The 18,899-nt window shown below is 39.5% G+C and carries 16 protein-coding genes; all 16 read left to right on the top strand.

Going from position 1 to position 18,899, the window contains the following annotated elements; genetic code table 11:
- Positions 1–50: 50 nt before the first annotated feature.
- The 16 genes from rpsR to IPU53_RS17920 all read left to right on the top strand — a co-directional run bounded on the left by rpsR (position 51) and on the right by IPU53_RS17920 (position 18,876).
- On the top strand, positions 51–287 hold the full coding sequence (rpsR, locus tag IPU53_RS17995; RefSeq protein WP_207452391.1) for a 30S ribosomal protein S18: 237 nt from the start codon (positions 51–53) through the stop codon (positions 285–287).
- 556 nt (positions 288–843) lie between these two features.
- Positions 844–1,785, top strand: a complete 942-nt coding sequence (locus tag IPU53_RS17990; RefSeq protein WP_207452390.1) for a YybS family protein — start codon at positions 844–846, stop codon at positions 1,783–1,785.
- Between the two features lie 28 nt (positions 1,786–1,813).
- Complete coding sequence (locus tag IPU53_RS17985; protein ID WP_207452389.1) at positions 1,814–3,787, top strand: DHH family phosphoesterase; 1,974 nt, start codon at positions 1,814–1,816, stop codon at positions 3,785–3,787.
- A complete protein-coding gene (gene rplI / locus IPU53_RS17980) occupies positions 3,784–4,233 on the top strand; it encodes a 50S ribosomal protein L9 (protein ID WP_207452388.1) in 450 nt (149 codons plus the stop codon). The genes IPU53_RS17985 and rplI overlap by 4 nt, the downstream gene beginning before the upstream one ends.
- A gap of 68 nt (positions 4,234–4,301) precedes the next feature.
- On the top strand, positions 4,302–4,847 hold the full coding sequence (locus IPU53_RS17975) for a GNAT family N-acetyltransferase (protein ID WP_207452387.1): 546 nt from the start codon (positions 4,302–4,304) through the stop codon (positions 4,845–4,847).
- 270 nt (positions 4,848–5,117) lie between these two features.
- The gene (gene dnaB, locus IPU53_RS17970; protein WP_207452386.1) at positions 5,118–6,482 is read left to right on the top strand and encodes a replicative DNA helicase; all 1,365 of its coding nucleotides are present in this window, start codon (positions 5,118–5,120) and stop codon (positions 6,480–6,482) included.
- 209 nt (positions 6,483–6,691) lie between these two features.
- A complete protein-coding gene (gene helD / locus IPU53_RS17965) occupies positions 6,692–8,971 on the top strand; it encodes an RNA polymerase recycling motor HelD (RefSeq protein WP_207452385.1) in 2,280 nt (759 codons plus the stop codon).
- Between the two features lie 483 nt (positions 8,972–9,454).
- A complete protein-coding gene (locus IPU53_RS17960) occupies positions 9,455–10,873 on the top strand; it encodes a M23 family metallopeptidase (RefSeq protein WP_207452384.1) in 1,419 nt (472 codons plus the stop codon).
- A gap of 279 nt (positions 10,874–11,152) precedes the next feature.
- Positions 11,153–11,857, top strand: a complete 705-nt coding sequence (gene yycF / locus IPU53_RS17955) for a response regulator YycF (protein ID WP_207452383.1) — start codon at positions 11,153–11,155, stop codon at positions 11,855–11,857.
- A 5-nt stretch (positions 11,858–11,862) separates the two neighbouring features.
- Complete coding sequence (walK, locus tag IPU53_RS17950) at positions 11,863–13,689, top strand: cell wall metabolism sensor histidine kinase WalK (protein ID WP_207452382.1); 1,827 nt, start codon at positions 11,863–11,865, stop codon at positions 13,687–13,689.
- Complete coding sequence (locus tag IPU53_RS17945; RefSeq protein ID WP_207452381.1) at positions 13,686–14,993, top strand: YycH family regulatory protein; 1,308 nt, start codon at positions 13,686–13,688, stop codon at positions 14,991–14,993. The genes walK and IPU53_RS17945 overlap by 4 nt, the downstream gene beginning before the upstream one ends.
- Positions 14,994–15,806 carry a two-component system regulatory protein YycI gene (locus IPU53_RS17940; RefSeq protein WP_207452380.1) on the top strand — a complete coding sequence of 271 codons (813 nt, stop codon included), beginning with the start codon at positions 14,994–14,996 and terminating at the stop codon, positions 15,804–15,806.
- Between the two features lie 5 nt (positions 15,807–15,811).
- Positions 15,812–16,606, top strand: coding sequence for an MBL fold metallo-hydrolase (locus IPU53_RS17935; RefSeq protein WP_207452379.1), 795 nt, complete (start codon positions 15,812–15,814; stop codon positions 16,604–16,606).
- A gap of 290 nt (positions 16,607–16,896) precedes the next feature.
- Complete coding sequence (locus IPU53_RS17930) at positions 16,897–17,076, top strand: hypothetical protein (RefSeq protein ID WP_207452378.1); 180 nt, start codon at positions 16,897–16,899, stop codon at positions 17,074–17,076.
- Between the two features lie 218 nt (positions 17,077–17,294).
- On the top strand, positions 17,295–18,503 hold the full coding sequence (locus IPU53_RS17925) for a S1C family serine protease (RefSeq protein ID WP_207452377.1): 1,209 nt from the start codon (positions 17,295–17,297) through the stop codon (positions 18,501–18,503).
- Between the two features lie 211 nt (positions 18,504–18,714).
- Positions 18,715–18,876: a CxxH/CxxC protein gene (locus tag IPU53_RS17920; RefSeq protein WP_207452376.1), complete on the top strand. Its 162-nt coding sequence runs from the start codon at positions 18,715–18,717 to the stop codon at positions 18,874–18,876.
- Positions 18,877–18,899: the final 23 nt, after the last annotated feature.

Genomic DNA, 18,899 nt, shown 5'->3' with positions numbered 1-18,899 from the left:
TAAAAGGAAGTTGCTTTGACAAGAATTTGGATGAAAAGGAGGTTATCTTGATGGCTGGTGGACGTAGAGGTGGACGTAAACGTCGGAAGGTTTGTTACTTTACAGCAAATGGGATTACTCATATTGACTATAAAGATATCGATCTTCTTAAAAAATTCGTCTCTGAGCGTGGGAAAATTCTTCCACGTCGCGTAACTGGAACAAGTGCTAAGTATCAACGTAAATTAACGATCGCAATCAAACGTGCTCGTCAAATGGCATTGCTTCCATTTGTACTAGGAGAATGATGATAGAAGTAAAAGGGCAGTAAGGGTAAAACCTTCTGCTCTTTTTATTTTTAAAAAGATAAGAAAGTATAAAATTTTTCTTAAGATTGCTTCAAGGCTGGGCAGTTGTTGTCCAGCTTCAGGCGCCATCGGCTCGAGGCTCGCAGGAGCGAGCCCATCGGCGTTGCGACGTACAGGATGTACTAGTGCAGACGAGCGACAGGACGTCGCGAACTTAGCCGATGTTCCATGAAATAACCCTGAACCTATAAAGGGAAAATACACCCTTTCTAGGTTCAGGACATTTGCTTGTCGACGATAGGCGGGCGCCTTGCGCTTTTCTTAATGGATATTAATTAGTGTTTCTTATGGAAACCTTAAAAGAGGGATACTTTTCTTTGAAATCACTGTTTTAAAGAATATGCAGAACGATAATAGTGGAGTAAATATTGATAGCGCATTCACATCCCTTCGGAAAGTCGATCTTCATTTCTTTTTAAATCTAGGGTGGCAAGGTTGAAGGTTATGGCAATCATCGGTAAAATAGAAGGGTATATGAATTAAGAGGGGTGACAAAGTGGGAAATGCCCGTATGATAACAGAAGGGGCTATGTTGTTAGCGATTTTCTCGATTATGCTTGGAATAGCCATTTATGTGCCATTTTCGGCAATTCTATTTCAATTGTTTTTTGTTTTGCCGTTTCTTTTATATGCTGCTAAGCATCCAACGAAATATTCGCTTCTTTTTTTTGTTCTTGCTTTCATTCTTTCCTTCTTTATAGGATCCGTTCTAGGTGTAACCATTACAATTTTATATGGGATTACAGGATTAATAATGGGATATGGCATACAGAAGAATGAGAAGAAAGGGAATATTTATATTGCTTCTAGCATAGGATTTTTGTTTAGTTTGTTATTAGTATTTGTTGCAGCAAAGGTATTCTTCCAATTAGACTTCATTGATGAATATCAACAAATGTTTAAGAATACTGTGAATCAATACATGGATACCTTAACAGCTTTGGGACAAACGCCAACGACAGAATTAAGGGAACAGTTATTGGGGATGGGGAATCTAATTGGTTCAATGGCTCCTACTATATTAGCTGGTGGGGCGTTTATTACTGTTCTGATTTTGATCGCTGTGAACTTTCCCATTGTTAAGCGCTTAAAGGTGCAAGTTCCGAAATTTCGTCCTTTTCGTAATGTAACTTTCTCTAAAGCAATGGTATGGATATACTTAATTGTCCTATTGTGCTCGATGTTCATTACAGATGACACTAATTCGTACTTTCAAATGGTGATTTTGAATGCAACCTTTTTGCTTCAATTCTTATTAGTGATTCAGGGATTATCTTTTGTTTTTTACTATGCCCATATGAAAAGATGGGTGATAGTCATACCGATTTTGGTGGTTGTTGCCACGATTTTCTTACCGTTTTTGCTTTCAATTGTAAGTGTGTTAGGTATAATTGATATAGGTTTTAGTTTGCGGCAGCGTATGAATACTAAAGTGTAGGAACAAGTTTTTTAAAGGAGCTGAAGGGATGCCTTTTTATTTAAAGGAGCGCAAATCGCTATATCCACTATATGGCATCATGGCCGTGGCAGTTGTTTTGCTTATTTATATTGGCTTGACGAACATATGGGTTGCGCTAGCGGGTGCTTTTATGCTCTTGGCCTTGTTTTTGCTTGCTGTCTTCTGGGAAAATAAGATGGTGAAGGCAAGAGAGGAATATGTCAAAACCCTTTCTTATCGAGTGAAAAAGGTTGGAGAGGAAGCCTTGTTAGAAATGCCAATTGGGATCATACTCATTAACGATGATTATTATATTGAGTGGTCCAATTCTTATATGGCCTCCTGTTTTAATGAGACTTCTCTTATAGGTCGTTCCTTATATGAAGTAGGGGAGCAGCTTATTCCATTAATTAAGCAAGATATTGAGAGCGATATTGTGACGATTCGTCATCAGAAATTCCGTGTCGTGATGAAACATGAAGAAAAATTACTTTACTTCTTTGATGTGACGGAACAAATGGCTTTAGCAAGACAGTATGCGGAGGATAAAGATATCATCGGAGTCATTGTAATGGATAATTATGATGATGCGACTCAAGGAATGGATGACCAGGCTCGGAGTGGTTTAAGTAACCTTATTACATCATTAATAAATGATTGGGCATTAGAACATGGAATCTTTTTAAAAAGAACATCATCTGATCGGTTTGTGATCTTATTAAATGAAAAGATTTTTCGCGAGTTGGAAACAGGTAAATTTTCCATATTAGATACAGTGAGGGAAACAACCGGTAAGGAAAATGTCCCTCTGACATTAAGTATTGGGATAGGCGTAGGAGATTACTCACTTCCTGAATTAGGAGAACTCGCACAATCCAGTCTAGATTTGGCGTTAGGCCGAGGGGGAGACCAAGTTGCGATTAAGCTGCCAAATGGTAAGGTAAAGTTTTATGGCGGCAAGACCAATCCGATGGAAAAACGCACAAGAGTGCGAGCGCGTGTCATTTCCCATGCATTAAAGGAATTAATGGTTGAAAGTGACCAAGTGATTGTCATGGGCCATAAATTCCCTGACATGGATGCCATTGGTGCTTCGATCGGAATTCGAAAAACGGCAGAATTGAATCAGATTGATGGCTATATCGTCGTTGATTTTGACAATATTGATATTTCTGTTCAAAGACTGATTGAGAAAATGAAGGATTATCCTGATCTGTATTCAAAGCTCATCAGTCCAGATGAAGCAATGGAATTAATAACAGATCATACTTTATTAGTTGTTGTGGATACACATAAACCTTCTCTTGTGATTGAAGAGCGTTTATTAGGGAAGACCGAACGAATTGTGGTTATGGACCATCATCGCAGAAGCGAGGATTTTATTAAAAAGCCTTTGCTAGTCTATATGGAACCATATGCTTCCTCGACAGCTGAGCTTGTAACAGAGTTATTGGAATATCAACCAAAAGTGAAGAAATTAAATTCATTAGAAGCAACAGCCCTATTATCTGGTATTATTGTTGATACAAAGAGCTTTACACTTCGAACTGGTTCACGTACCTTTGATGCTGCATCATATTTGCGGACCCAAGGAGCCGATACCGTGATGGTACAAAGCTTCCTGAAGGAAGATATAAATACGTATATTAAGCGGTCTAAATTGATTGAGACAGCAGAGTTATATCGTGACGGCATTGCTATCGCTAGTGCGGAAGAAAATGAAATTTATAACCCCGTGACCATCGCGCAAGCAGCGGATATTTTACTATCGATGGATCAAGTTACAGCTTCTTTCGTCATTTCTAAGCGGACTGAAAGCCTTGTTGGGATCAGTGCAAGATCCTTAGGAGAAGTCAATGTGCAAATCATCATGGAGTCCTTAGGGGGCGGAGGACATTTATCCAATGCCGCTGTCCAATTAGAAGGATATGAGGTTGTAGAAGCCGAATTAAAACTAAAACAAGTCATTGATGAATATCTAGAAGGGAGTCAAGACGAATGAAAGTTATTTTTCTAAAAGATGTAAAAGGAAAAGGGAAAAAGGGCGAGGTTAAAAATGTCGCCGATGGCTATGCACATAATTTCCTTATAAAAAATGGCTATGCTACTGAGGCCACTTCTGGAAATATGAAGTCACTAGACAATCAAAAGAAAAAGGAACAAAAAGAAGCTCAGCAAGAATTAGAGGAAGCGAAACAGCTAAAGGCGAAAATGGAAGAGTTAACTGTGGAGCTTACAGCAAAATCAGGTGAAGGAGGCCGTCTATTTGGCTCCATCACAAGCAAGCAAATTGCGGCTGAATTGAAAAAAACGCATAATATTAAAGTAGATAAACGGAAAATTTTATTGGAAGATGCTATTCGTTCATTGGGTGTTACAAAAGTTGAGGTTAAGCTTCATCAAGATGTGACCGCCACATTAGATGTGCATGTTTCAGAAGAAAAGTAAAATTACGTGAAAAACCGCCTCAAGGCCCATTGAGGCGGTTTTGTCGCTCCAAAGGCAGGAGATTGCAAATGGAATATACCTTTGAATCAGAAAGATTAGGTTTCAGAAGATGGCAAGAGGCAGATAAAATTCCATTTGCCCATATGAATGCGGATTTGCAGGTGATGCGCTATTTCCCTAGCACGATAACAAGAGAGGAATCGGATCAATTGGTAGAAAGGTTCGAAAGTCATTTTCAAGAAAAGGGATATGGAATATGGGCGCTTGAGTTAAAGGAGACGAGGGAATTTCTCGGTTTTATTGGTTTATTGACGATCAAGATGGATACCGACTTCCATGGTTCAACTGAGATTGGTTGGAGATTAAATTCTCCGTTTTGGAAGAAGGGATATGCGATGGAAGGTGCGAAGGCCTGTCTGAACTATGCCTTTCACACTTTGCAGCTACCGGAGGTTTATTCATTTACGGCATTGCTAAATAAGGATTCGGAGAAGGTTATGCAAAGAATTGGTATGAGAAAAGTAAAAGAATTTAATCATCCAAAACTTGAAATCGATCATCCATTAGGAAGGCATGTTTTATATAAATTAGAGAATGTTTCAACTGAGTTATAGAGGTTGTTCAAAAGTCCGGTGAAAATGACTGCGAACGAAAGGATCTTCGACTAAGTACTGACATGTCCTGTGTCGAAGCTCGAAGTTACCACAACACGCGCAGGTCTGTCTTGATAGCCGAACTTGCTCCTTTTTGAACACGGTATTTATAAGGGATTTGGTAAAATGGAAGAGATTTCCCAAAAAGAATATTGGGAGAGAGCAGGATTCTTTTGTCGAAAAATAGTATAATGATAGATAGACTGTAATTAGCAGGGGAGAGGAATCATCGTGAGTGAGTTGTTTTTAGATCGGACACCACCGCAAAATATTGAAGCTGAACAAGCTGTTCTGGGAGCTATTTTTCTAGAGCCTTCTTCCATGATGCTTGCAACTGAAATTCTGTTGCCGGAGGATTTTTATCGGAGCGGTCATCAGAAAATTTTTGATTGTATGATGAAACTAACTGAAATAGGAAAGGCCGTGGATTTGGTCACTGTTTCAGAGGAATTAGCAGCTTCCAAAACGCTAGAAGATGTTGGGGGCATTTCTTATTTAAGTGAATTGGCTGTCTCTGTTCCAACCGCCGCCAATATTGGCTATTATGCCCGGATTGTAGAAGAGAAATCTTTATTGCGGCGTCTGATTCGAACAGCAACAAATATTGCGAAAGATGGCTATTCACGAGAAGATGAAATTGAAGCTCTTTTAGATGAAGCGGAAAAACAAATTATGGAAGTGGCACAAAGGAAAAATGCGGGTGACTTCCAAGATATAAAAGATGTTCTAGTCAAAGCTTATGATAATATTGAGCTTTTGCATAATCGAAAAGGAGATACAACCGGTATTCCAACTGGGTTTGCGGAGTTAGACAGAATGACTGCTGGTTTCCAGCGCAATGATTTAATCATTGTAGCGGCCCGCCCATCTGTCGGGAAAACGGCTTTTGCTTTGAATATTGCTCAAAATGTTGGGACGAAAACAGAGGAAAACGTCGCGATCTTTAGTCTTGAGATGGGAGCAGAACAGCTTGTGATGAGGATGCTTTGTGCAGAGGGAAATATTGATGCACAAAATCTTCGAACTGGTTCACTTACAAATGAAGACTGGGGCAAACTCACCATGGCGATGGGGAGTTTATCGAATTCAGGAATTTATATTGATGATACTCCAGGTATTAAAATTGGTGAGATCCGCTCCAAATGTCGCCGTTTAAAACAAGAGCATGGACTTGGGATGATCTTAATCGATTATCTTCAATTGATTCAAGGGAGTGGGAATTCAAAGGAAAATCGCCAACAGGAAGTTTCTGAGATATCTCGTCAATTAAAGGGACTTGCTCGTGAATTAGAGGTGCCAGTGATCGCTTTATCTCAGTTATCACGTGGAGTAGAGCAACGTCAAGATAAGCGCCCGATGATGTCAGATATCAGGGAATCAGGAAGTATTGAGCAGGATGCCGATATTGTCGCCTTCCTCTATCGTGATGATTATTATGATCATGAATCAGAAAACAAGAATATTATTGAAATTATTATTGCTAAGCAACGGAATGGCCCAGTTGGGACGGTTCAATTGGCCTTTGTAAAAGAATATAATAAATTTGTTAATTTAGAGCGGCGTTTTGATGATGAAGCCGTACCATCTGGGGCTTAATGAAAAAGCATCCTATCCGATTTCATGGATAAGATGCTTTTTGCATTAAAAAGGGAATCTCCATAAAATGATTGAGATTTCCTCATAGATGTGCTATATTAAAGAATGCGCCAAAACTATATATAAGTGAAATATACGTATCCAATTTATATTTTACTACAAGTTACATGGGATGTCAAGCATATAATTTCAATAAAGGAGTGTTGTTGGTGGAGAAGCGGAATGAGGAGTGGCAAAGGGAGCAAACCCGCATTGAGATGATTCAACAGGTGATTAAAGCAAAGCTTGAAAAGCTCCAAGAACAAATGGGCGGATTAAAGGAAGGGGTTATTGAGCTTAGACGTGATTTTTGGAAGGATGTCACAATTAATTTAGATCATCCTGATGATGTGATTGAGACCTTTGCGAGCATTAAGCAGCAGTCTGAACTGTTAGCCGAACAAGAACGAAATCACAAGCAATCCTATAAAAAAGTCCAGCAACTTTTGCAATTGAATCAATCGCCTTATTTTGGCAGGATTGATTTTCATGAGGAAGGAGAGCCAGAAGTTGAGCAGATTTATATTGGGATCACTTCTTTAATGGATCAAAAAGATGAAGACTTTTTAATCTTTGATTGGCGAGCTCCCATTTCCAGTCTCTATTATGACCACTCACCAGGAGTGGCATCCTATCGCACACCATCTGGCGAAATCGAAGGAAATATGAAGTTGAAGAGACAATATATAATTAAGGGCAGTAAGCTAAAGGGAATGTTTGATACAGGTGTAACGATTGGTGATCAATTGCTGCAGGAAGTATTAGGTGGAACGGCCAATACCCAAATGAAAAGTATTGTCGCGACGATCCAACGGGAGCAGAATCATATTATTCGTAATGAAAAAAGCCGATATTTAGTTGTACAAGGCGTTGCCGGCAGTGGAAAAACCTCGGCAGCTATGCAACGTGTCGCTTATTTACTCTATCGTTATCGCCACACTCTTACATCGGAAAATATTATGCTTTTTTCTCCCAATCCACTATTTAATAGCTATGTTGCTACTGTACTACCAGAATTGGGCGAGGACAATATGGTCCAAACGACATATCAACAATATCTTCATTCTCGATTTGGCAAAGCTTTCTCTGTAGAAGACGCCTATTCACAAATTGAATATACATTAACTGCTATGGATGAACCGGAATACGAGCAGCGTGTAAAGGGGATTCGCTTAAAAACCAGTATTGGTTACAAAAAATTAATCGATGAATATGTTGCAAAGCTGTCCACTCAAGGACTCATTTTTAAAACCCTTTATTTCCGTGGGGAAGTACTTTTTTCGAGCGAAGAAATCCACGATTTATTTTATTCTCTTGATCCAGAGATCTCGATTCCCAATCGTCTAAAGCTCACAGCAGAAAAACTGCTAAAGGATTTGTCCGCTTTTGCCAAAAAGGAAAGGGATAAGGATTGGGTTTTAGAAGAAGCAGAGCTTTTAGATAAAGAGGACTATTTAGAGGCCTTCCGCCAAACACAAAAGGAAGAAGAAGCTTTTGGTGATATAGAACAGGAAGAGCGATTTTTAAAGAAGAAGATTGTCAGTGAACATTTAAAATCCATTCGTCGCCAGTTGAAGGGATTAAAGATATGTCATATTGAATCTCTGTATCGTCAATTTCTTTCAGAAGATATAATGGCAGGTACTGAAGATTGGGGGCAGATTCGTGCATATACGATCAACCAGATCGATCAGCGGGTGATTCCTTATGAAGATGCGACACCTTATCTATATTTACAAGATCAACTAGAGGGAAGAAAGGCGAACACATTCATTCGCCATTTATTTATTGATGAGGCGCAAGATTATTCTCCCTTTCAGTTTGAATTTTTACGACAACAATTTCCCAATAGTAAAATGACGATTTTGGGTGATATGAATCAAGCCATCTATGCTCATTCTATGCATGCCCCTACATTATTGAATGCTGAGCTTGAGGGGGAAGAAAAGATCGTTCTCACAAAAAGCTATCGTTCAACTAAGCAAATTGTAGAATTTACGCGCAATATGATTGAGGGTGGGGAGCTTATTGAACCTTTTAACCGGAATGGTGAGGAGCCAACGGTCACGAAGGTAGAAAGTCCTGAATCTTTACATGAAGGAATCGTGAAACGTGTAGGAGAGTTGCAGGAGAAAGGGCATGAGACCATTGCAATCATTTGTAAAACAGCCGCGGAGAGTCAGGAAGCTTATGAGCAGCTCCAAGAGCAGATCCAAGTGCGCTTAATGAAAAAAGAAACGAATGCATACGAAAAAGGGACGATTATTTTACCTGCCTACCTCGCGAAGGGAATCGAATTTGATGCGGTTATTCTCTACAATGCCTCAGAACAGCAATATGGCAGGGAAATGGAAAGAAATTTGTTTTATACTGCTTGCACAAGAGCCATGCATGAATTACATCTCTATTCACTAGGTCCTTGTTCTCCTTTTATCCAAAAAGGACTGTAATAAAATTAGATTTACTGTGATTTTGTCGAAAACTGTTGCCAAGTAGGAAGGTTCATGATAACATAAAAACCATTCATTACATTTTTCCTCAAGGAGTATTGCGATGACGTAGCCTCTCGCAATGCTTTTTTTATACCCTTTTTTACCATTCCTCATGTAAAACTAATCCATTGTAAAGTAATTGTAATATGAATGTTATGTAATGTAGTAATAGGTTCTGACTCTGTTTGAAGCAGGAGATAGCTTAAGAACAGCGTTATCGTAGTTCTTTTAATCAATCGTATTACAAGAAGTGACATCAATTATACATTTATATTACATTGTCTTACATATCCTTTATTCCCAATATTTATATGGTAAAGTAAACCCGAAAAGAGTAATAAAACTATTGACCTACTTGAGTAGTGTTCAATGGTCTAGAGAAACACACCATTAGATAGAGAGATTAGGTGGAAAACGATCTAGGGAGGAAATAAGGGGAAAATGAATCTTCATGGTAGAAGAAGAAACATAGTCGGAGCATATCTGATTGCGACCATATCTGTGCTAGCACTTATCATGAGTGGGACACCATCTGCACAGGCGGAAACAAACTTAAATACAATTTATCATGTGTATATGGATGAAGAGTATCTTGGCAATGTATCCAGCAAAGCTGTCGTAGAATCAGAAGTAGATAAACTGGTTGAGGAAGAAACACAAAAGTATAATGACTATCAACTTGAACTAGCGAATGACCTTACATATATAGAAGAGGATGTATTTCGAGCAGGATCAGAGGATGACGCTATTCGGGAAAAAATAGCTGAAAAGGCGAAAATCCAAGCTATCTCAACAGCTATCGCCGTCAAGGATGAGGCAATTATTTACGTGAAAAATGAAGAGGTAGCAAACAAGGTAATTGAACGCTTTCAGCAGGAATATGTGCCAGAGGCTGAGTGGAAGGCGTATCAAGAAAACGAAGATGCCTCTGCTGACCTTAAAAAAGATGAATCAAAGATTACCGATATTAAGATAAAAGAGGATACGAGCTTCCAAAAGGTAGTGGTTGATCCAAAAGATATATTAGAAGAGAAGCAGGCAGTAGAATTTCTGCAAAAGGGTACATTGGAAGAAAAACAACATGAGGTTCAAGAGGGAGAAGTACTAGAGTCAATTGCGAACAAGTATAATCTATCTACGAAAGAATTAATGGAGCTAAATGAAGGCATTACAGAGGATACAGTGTTGCAAATTGGCCAAAAACTACAAACTGTTGTAACGAAGCCATTGCTTCATGTTGTAGTAGAGAAAGAATTGTATCAGGAAGAATCGGTTCCATTTGAAAAAGAAGTGATAGAAAACGATGAGATGCCAAAAGGGGAAACGAAAACCAAGCAAGCAGGCAAAAATGGAACAAGTGGATTTTTATATCAGATTGTAGAAGAAAACGGGAGTCAGAAGAAGAAGAAAACAAAAAAAGAAACACAGATTAAAAAGCCAGTAAAAGAAGTGATTGAAAAAGGAACGAAAGTAGTTCCTGACCGTGGTTCAGGAACATTTGCTTGGCCAACCAATGGCGGGTATGTCTCTAGTAAAATGGGCCAACGTTGGGGTTCTCTCCACAAAGGCATTGATATTGCGCGCTCTGACAATCTCACTATCAAGGCAGCGGATAACGGTGTTGTCGTATCAGCAGGCTGGGACGATGGTGGATACGGAAATAAAGTGGTCATTGATCACCAAAATGGATTCCAGACTGTTTATGCGCATATGGATTCGATTAGCGTATCAGCTGGACAAAAGGTAGAAAAGGGTTCTGAATTAGGGATAATGGGTGCCACGGGATTTGCGACAGGTGTTCATCTTCACTTCGAAGTTCATAAAGATGGTAACCTGAAGGACCCATTAAGTTATTTATAAAACGTTTGGAATAAAATGGCAGGGACAGATCCTTAAGAGTGACGAACTCCTTTGGACCTGTCTCTTTTCATATGGTAAAATAGATGAGATATCTAGAAATTTATCTGAATGAATTCTCTAGAATATTATTAAGTTGGATCAAAATTGACTATTACATGTCCCAGTACGCTGATGAGAGGGGACTTTTTCTTAAGAATTATACATTTTACCCCAGAAATGACTGATCCTCTTCTGGGTCTGTATTCCATTACGAAGATAATGAAAGGGAGATGAGAAGCGATGGATAAAAAGATATTGGTCGTCGATGATGAGAAACCCATTGCCGATATTTTGCAGTTTAATCTGAAGAAGGAAGGATTTACTGTTCAATGTGCTTATGATGGGGATGAGGCTTTACAACTTGTGGAAGAAATGAAGCCAGATATGATTCTTTTAGATATTATGCTTCCGAATCGCGATGGAATGGAAGTCTGTCGGGAAGTGCGCAAGAAATATAATATGCCCATCATCATGTTAACAGCGAAGGACTCGGAAATTGATAAAGTATTGGGCTTGGAATTAGGGGCAGATGATTATGTAACAAAGCCCTTTAGTGCGAGAGAGCTCATTGCACGTGTGAAAGCAAACTTACGCCGTCATACGCAAGTTCAAAGCTCCGAGGATGAGGGAAATAATGAAATTACGGTTGGTGCTTTAACCATTCATCCAGATGCGTATGTCGTAACAAAGAATGGGGAAACGATTGAATTAACGCATCGTGAATTTGAATTAATCCATTATTTGGCGAAACATATTGGTCAAGTGATGACGCGTGAACATCTTCTCCAGACTGTTTGGGGTTATGATTATTTTGGTGATGTTCGGACGGTGGATGTGACAGTAAGACGCTTGCGTGAAAAGGTAGAGGACAATCCAAGTCATCCAATGTGGATCGTCACAAGAAGAGGAGTCGGTTATTATTTACGAACTCCTGATCAGGAGTAGGATCCATGCGAAAAGTTGGTTTTTTTCGTTCGATTCACATTAAGTTTGTACTGATCTATGTACTCTTAATTCTTATTGCGATGCAAATTATTGGTGTGTATTTTGTTGGAAAGTTAGAGGATCAATTAGTCGAGAATTTCCAAAGTGGAATTAAAGGGCGGCTTCCTTTATTAGAATATAATATTAAAGAAGAGATCAATAAAGATCGCACAGGGGAAGATGTCCCACCACTTGAGGACGAGATTAGGAACCTTCTGTTTGACTTTACGGCAACAGATATAGAAGAAGTTCAAGTGATTAATAATCGCAGTGTCATCATTGGTACATCTGAACCTGATAATCAAGGGCTGGTTGGGCAGAAAATACAAAATATGATGGTCAAACGAACACTTTCCCTTGGGGAAGATCTTGATAAAATCCAGTTTGATAAGGAAGAGGAAGGCCGCATTTGGGTCGTAACCTCGCCGATCATCACCAACGGAGAAGTAGCCGGGGCTATCCTTTTGGTCGCGAAAATTGAGACTGTTTTTGAACAGCTAAATGAAATCAATAATATTTTTATTACAGGTACAGTCATTGCGATGTTGATTACAGCACTACTTGGTATTTTATTAGCACGAATGATTACAAGACCAATTGCAGATATGAAAAAGCAAGCGACGGCGATGGCAAAGGGAAACTTTTCCCGAAAGGTTCGTGTATATGGCAATGATGAAATTGGTCAATTGGCGCAATCCTTTAACCATTTAACAAAAGGATTACAGGAAGCCCATGCAACAACAGAAGGAGAGCGGCGAAAATTATCCTCGGTACTAACGTATATGACCGATGGGGTCATTGCGACAGATCGTAAGGGAAGAGTCATTTTGATCAATGAACGAGCAGCCGACATGTTGACTGTTTCACGTGAAACAGTCCTTTCCCAACCGATTACAGAGTTATTGGAATTGGAAGAGGATTATAGCTTTGATGATTTGTTAGCTGAGCAGGAATCGATTGTACTAGATTATAGTTCAAAAGAAAGCTATTTTATTTTACGGGCGAATATGTCTGTTATTCAACGAGAGACCGGATTTGTGAATGGTTTAATTGTTGTGTTGCATGATGTAACAGAACAAGAGAAACTGGACAGAGAGCGGCGAGAATTTGTTTCGAATGTTTCCCATGAATTACGGACACCATTAACGACGATGAAGAGTTATTTAGAGGCATTATCAGAGGGAGCAATCAAGGATGAAGAATTGGGGCCACGCTTTTTAAGTGTGACACGTACTGAGACAGAGCGGATGATCCGATTGGTGAATGATCTCCTTGACTTATCACGGATGGATAGCCGTAATTTTACCATCAATCCTGGTTGGGTCAACTTTAGTTCTTTCTTAAATCAGATCATTGATCGTTTTGAAATGACAAAGGAAAGGAATGTTCATTTTAAACGTATTCTTCCGAAGGAATCAGTATTTGTAGAGATTGATGAAGATAAACTTACACAAGTGATTGATAATATTATCTCGAATGCATTGAAATATTCCCCTGAGGGGGGAAGCATTACCTCCAGGCTTAAAGTACTGGATGATCATATTGAAGTAAGTATTAGTGACCAGGGGATCGGCATCCCAAAGGATAATTTAAATAAAGTGTTTGAACGGTTTTATCGCGTTGATCGTGCCAGGACAAGGCAGCTCGGTGGTACAGGGCTTGGCCTGGCGATTGCCAAGGAGATTATCGGTGTTCATGGCGGAGATATATGGGCGAAAAGCCAAGAGGGGAAAGGAACGACCATTATCTTTACATTGCCATATGACCCTGTACAAGGGGATGATTGGTTGTGAAATATGAGACATTAAAATCAATAGTGTTGTTTCTATTAGTCATTTTAAGTGTTGGATTAACGTGGAGCTTATGGACGTATCAGCCTAAATACGAATTTCTGGACTCTAAAAATGTTCATAGTATCATGATTGCAGAACAAAAAGAGATTTCAGAGCTTATTAAGCCCAATCGCATTCTTTATCATAAAGCTGAAAAGCATTATGGAACACAAAATAGAGAATTTGTTCAATCAACGATTATGGAAATAAGCACATGGAATTTTTATGATATTGGCAATGGGCAGGTTAAAGAGCCTAATCAAATTCAAGAATTGCAAAATGGCCCTGACCGGATAGTGGTTGATTATCCAAGTAAAGTCCCTTTTGAAGTGTATAAAGGGATTATTCAAGTGGAAGATCCTACGCCAAATGCTTCCTTTGATCATATTGTTATCTTATCCCCTCAGGTATCCAAGGAAGGACCATCGGTTTATTTTATATCGACCGAGGATAGTCGGGTATATGAAAGTCATATTAATCTTGATCGCCTAGAGCGGCTGTTTGCTGCAACCGAGCAGGATATAGAAAAGTTTCAGGAATATCAGGAGTTAACCTTGCCTGATCAGCGACTGCTCTATGCTCCTAAAGATAAAATGGAAATGAGAAAATATAAGTATTATCCTGAGCTGATTAAACTTAGCGAATTTAAAAATGCGCTTTTCCGCAATCCAAGTAAAGTACGACGTGATGACATTCCTAGTGGCGAGCAATTTACCGATGATACAAGCTTGATGAACGTGGATTCCTTCACGAATGTGTTAAAATATGTCAATCCAGGCCTGGATTCTGGCCGCCATGTGGAGCAAAGCCAAGCGGAAATTTTGAAGCAAGGTATTGACTTTATAAATGAGCATGGGGGATGGACAGATAATTATCGATATGATGAAATGTCTGTATTTGAAAAAAAGCTGGTTTTCCGTTTATATGTTGGTAATTATCCGGTGTTCAATGAGAACGGGATGACACAGATTACTCAAACCTGGGGAGACGAAGAAATTTCTGAATATAGACGACCTTACTTTACATTAATGATTCCATTGCCTCCCCAGGAAAGAATAGAACTTCCTACAGGAGATGAAGTCCTTGATTATTTGCTTTCGGATAAGGAGCGGAACCCGAAGCTTTTACAGGACCTAGTGCTAGGCTATCGGCTTTCAAGAGATACAACAAATGAAGATGTAGTGGAGCTAGAACCGACTTGGTACTATTTATATGGCGGCACTTGGATGCCTTTTGACATGAAAGAAGAAATGGGGGGGCTCTAGATGGATTGGGGGAAAATTAAAGCCATCTTTATCATTGCTTTTCTCGTCTTAGATGTGTTTCTTCTGACACAATTGCAGGTCAAAAGAGAGCAATATGAAGTGAGCACAAATACTACAGCTACTTTAGCAGAAAATTTGAAAGCGGATGGAGTCGAATATGACGAGCTATCAGAAGAAACGGTAATGGATCATTATTTAAGTGCGAACACGAAGACTTTCACAAAAGAAATGTTCAAGGACTTGAAGGATCAGGAGATTCAATTGAATGATGGCACGGCCATTCATAGTCAGTTAGCAAAGCCGTTTTTACTAGAAAGCTTTGAGGACCCTGAAGCTTTAAATGAGTTTGTGCAAGAGAATGTTGTCAATGGGGAGCAATATGCTTTTTGGGGTTATGATGAAGAGGATGATTCGATTATCTATTTTCAAGAGGCGGAAGAAGATAAATTTATCTTTATGAATCAGAGTGCCCAATTAACTTTCCACCTTAATGATGATGGAGCCGTTGTTTCTTATGATCAAACGATGCTAGATCCGATTGAACCGATCAATGATGAAGAAGATGAAGTGCTTGCACCAATCCGAGCCATAGAAGCTCTTTATCATCGGGGGGCTTTAACCGATAGTAAAATCGTCGGGAAGGTAAAGCTCGGCTATTATACACTCGTAAATATGGAAGCAACACAGGTGTTAACACCGACTTGGCATGTGATTGTAGAAAAAGATGGTGAACGAATGGACATGCTTGTCAATGCGTATGAGGGAAATGTAATACAAGGGAAGCCGGACAAGGAGAAAACGTTATTGGAGTGAAGGGAATGTCAATGCAGTTTAGTGTACTGGCAAGTGGGAGTACCGGAAATGCTACTTATATAGAAACAGAGGACCATTCCATTCTGGTAGATGCGGGATTAAGCGGAAAGCAAATGGATAAATTATTTCAGCAAATTGGACGAGACCCAGCCAATTTGGATGCGATCCTTGTCACACATGAGCATTCCGATCATATAAAAGGGGTCGGAATTATGGCACGTAAATATAAGTTACCAATCTATGCGAATGAAAAGACATGGAATGCAATGGAGCGCCAATTAGGGACGATTTCGACCGATCAAAAATTCAATTTTGAAATGGAAACAGTGAAAAGCTTCGGTGCATTACAGATTGAATCCTTTGGTGTCTCCCATGACGCGGTAGAGCCGATGTTCTATAGCTTTCATCTAGGAGAGAAAAAACTTGTTCTCATTACCGATACAGGCTATGTGAGTGATCGAATGAAAGGGACGATTGAGAACGCGGACATGTATGTATTTGAAAGCAATCATGATGTCCAGATGTTACGAATGGGAAGATATCCTTGGAATATCAAACGGAGAATTTTGAGTGATGTCGGGCATGTTTCCAACGAAGATGCTGCACTGGCGATGTGCGATTGCATTGGCGACCGCACGAAGGCGATTTATTTAGCCCATCTAAGCTTGGACAATAATATGAAGGACCTAGCAAGGATGAGTGTTCAACAAACATTGGAAGAAAAGGACATGCCTGTTGGCAGCCAATTTAAATTATTTGATACCGACCCAAGTAAGCCTACAAGTTTAACAGCTGTTTAGTGAAAGTACCCCGCAAGTCGATCTGCGACTAGCGGGGACTTTTTTAAAAAGATAAGAAAGTATAAAATTTTGGCTAGTGTTTTGATCTAGCTCCAGCGCCTAGCCCCTCGAGGTCAAATAACCTGAGCCAATAAAAGTCAAAACCGGACTTTTCTTGTCTCAGAACATTTGCTTGTCGGGGCTGAGCAAGGCGCCTTACGCTTTTCTTGTGGCGAGGAAAAAATGGTCACGGCGAATAAAAGTGTTCTAACGACGAATAACATCATACCGATGGCTAATAAACAGAGAGTATGGCGAATAAATCGGGTCTAACGGCAAATAACGGAATTATATTTGCTAACGTGCGGCATGTAAAAAGTAAAGTAAGCGTAATAGAGGGGTTTCATTATATCGATGATCAGATTATGGAGTCAGTTGATGTGTATGGAAATTATCAAGAAGCACTGCCAAGCGATTTTTCCCGTGAGTAATCAGGAATTTACATAAAGCTTTTCTATCCTAAACGAGATAGGAAGGCTTTTTTAAAAATTCACAGTATAGATTGAGCTGGGACACCGATATTGTTAGAACAAAAAAGGGTAACGAGCATAACGGAGACGATTCCTTTTTGAAAGTTTCGCTTTTAGATTATAATATAAGAAAGAAAAGCCAAACTAAATGGAAGAGTTTATAGAAAGGAATGGTGTGTGTGGGGTATTATGATGATCACAGCACAAACCGAGATCGAAAAAGGGGGAAGGGATCAAGCTTTTTCATCGGCTTGGTTGGTGGCATTATTGGTGCACTATTAGTGGTTTTGATTTATCCTGCTGTTACGAGTAATACAAATGATCATGCGCAAGTAGAATCCGGACAAAGTAATCAGGGAAATGCTCCGTCAAAAAATGTTTCCCTTGATGTAACAACAGATGTTACATCTGCAGTCGATAAAACGGCGAAAGCGGTTGTCGGGATTACGAACATTCAAACCTCTAGTTTTTGGTCTGGAACTGAGGGCCAAGGCCAAGAAGCTGGAGTCGGTTCAGGTGTCATGTATAAAAAAGCGGATGACACTGTCTATATTGTTACGAACCATCATGTGGTGGAAGGAGCTTCTCAATTAGAGGTCACGCTGGAAGATGGGACAAAGTTTCCAGCAGAATTAAGAGGAAGCGATGTTTGGACAGACCTTGCCGTTGTAGAAGTTGACTCCAAAGATATTCCTGATGAAATGATTTCCGAATTCGGTGATTCAGATGCTTTGAAGATTGGCGAGCCCGTTCTTGCAATTGGAAATCCACTTGGATTGCAATTCTCCGGATCAGTTACTCAAGGAATCATATCAGGTGTGAATCGAACGGTCCCGGTTGATATTAACCAGGATGGAATTCCTGATTGGCAGGCAGAGGTTATTCAAACGGATGCAGCGATTAACCCAGGAAATAGTGGAGGAGCTTTAGTGAATATTGGTGGCCAAGTGGTTGGCATTAACTCCATGAAAATTGCTGAAAGTGCTGTAGAAGGAATTGGATTCTCCATCCCGATCAACTATGTGATCCCAGTGATTGAGGATTTAGAGAAATTTGGCGAAGTAAAACGTCCTTCAATGGGAGTTACATTACGGAATGTCAATGAAGTGGCGGCTTATCATCAAGAGCAGACATTAAAATTGCCTAAAGACGTTCAAGAAGGCGTGATGATTGAATCAGTTGTACCGAATTCTCCAGCACAAAGTGCAGGTCTAAAAGAATTGGACGTTATTGTTGAACTTGATGGAGAAAAAGTAGATGATATTCTTCAATTACGAAAGCACCTTTATAATCAGAAAAGTGTCGGAGATTCTATGGAGGTGAAATATTACAGAGGTGGTGAATTGAGCGAAGCCACTCTTAAATTAACAGATGAATCGCGAATGTAAATGTGGATAACTGTAAAACGGGGAGGTGAAGAATACTTTCCCGTTTTTTTTCGTGAGAAAAAAGATTGAGTATACTCACTTGGGGATAACCTAGATCTGTGACTTTGTCGAAAAAAGCGTTTAAAATACAAAAAGTAAAGCATGAAAAAAAGATTCTAATCAAAAAGTAAGAAAATGCAAGTTGTGGTAAAAGCAAGAAGGATAGGCGTTTATGAAGGTGAATTGCTGTGAAAGGCATGTGGAATTAGCTTTAGATGTGATTGTTGATGAATGGGAAACAGCACCGATTATGGACAAGCTACAAACAGAGGGAGATTTATCAACAGCCTGTGAATATTGTCGAAACGTAGCAGCATATCTTGTGGGGAACTAATATTCTAATCACGAAATGTGGAT

It is taken from the genome of Bacillus sp. SD088 (assembly GCF_017355205.1).
Lineage (GTDB): Bacteria > Bacillota > Bacilli > Bacillales > Bacillaceae_C > Lederbergia.
The sequence above is the reverse complement of the archived record's forward strand: the minus strand, read 5'-3'. Positions and strand labels throughout refer to the sequence as shown.

What these genes read in the sequence shown, in the direction of transcription:
- rpsR (WP_207452391.1), top strand. Translation starts at nt 51, where the DNA reads ATGGCTGGTGGACGTAGAGGTGGACGTAAACGTCGGAAGGTTTGTTAC.
- IPU53_RS17985 (WP_207452389.1), top strand. Translation starts at nt 1,814, where the DNA reads ATGCCTTTTTATTTAAAGGAGCGCAAATCGCTATATCCACTATATGGC.
- rplI (WP_207452388.1), top strand. Translation starts at nt 3,784, where the DNA reads ATGAAAGTTATTTTTCTAAAAGATGTAAAAGGAAAAGGGAAAAAGGGC.
- IPU53_RS17975 (WP_207452387.1), top strand. Translation starts at nt 4,302, where the DNA reads ATGGAATATACCTTTGAATCAGAAAGATTAGGTTTCAGAAGATGGCAA.
- IPU53_RS17960 (WP_207452384.1), top strand. Translation starts at nt 9,455, where the DNA reads ATGAATCTTCATGGTAGAAGAAGAAACATAGTCGGAGCATATCTGATT.
- yycF (WP_207452383.1), top strand. Translation starts at nt 11,153, where the DNA reads ATGGATAAAAAGATATTGGTCGTCGATGATGAGAAACCCATTGCCGAT.
- walK (WP_207452382.1), top strand. Translation starts at nt 11,863, where the DNA reads ATGCGAAAAGTTGGTTTTTTTCGTTCGATTCACATTAAGTTTGTACTG.
- IPU53_RS17940 (WP_207452380.1), top strand. Translation starts at nt 14,994, where the DNA reads ATGGATTGGGGGAAAATTAAAGCCATCTTTATCATTGCTTTTCTCGTC.
- IPU53_RS17935 (WP_207452379.1), top strand. Translation starts at nt 15,812, where the DNA reads ATGTCAATGCAGTTTAGTGTACTGGCAAGTGGGAGTACCGGAAATGCT.
- IPU53_RS17930 (WP_207452378.1), top strand. Translation starts at nt 16,897, where the DNA reads ATGGCGAATAAATCGGGTCTAACGGCAAATAACGGAATTATATTTGCT.
- IPU53_RS17920 (WP_207452376.1), top strand. Translation starts at nt 18,715, where the DNA reads ATGAAGGTGAATTGCTGTGAAAGGCATGTGGAATTAGCTTTAGATGTG.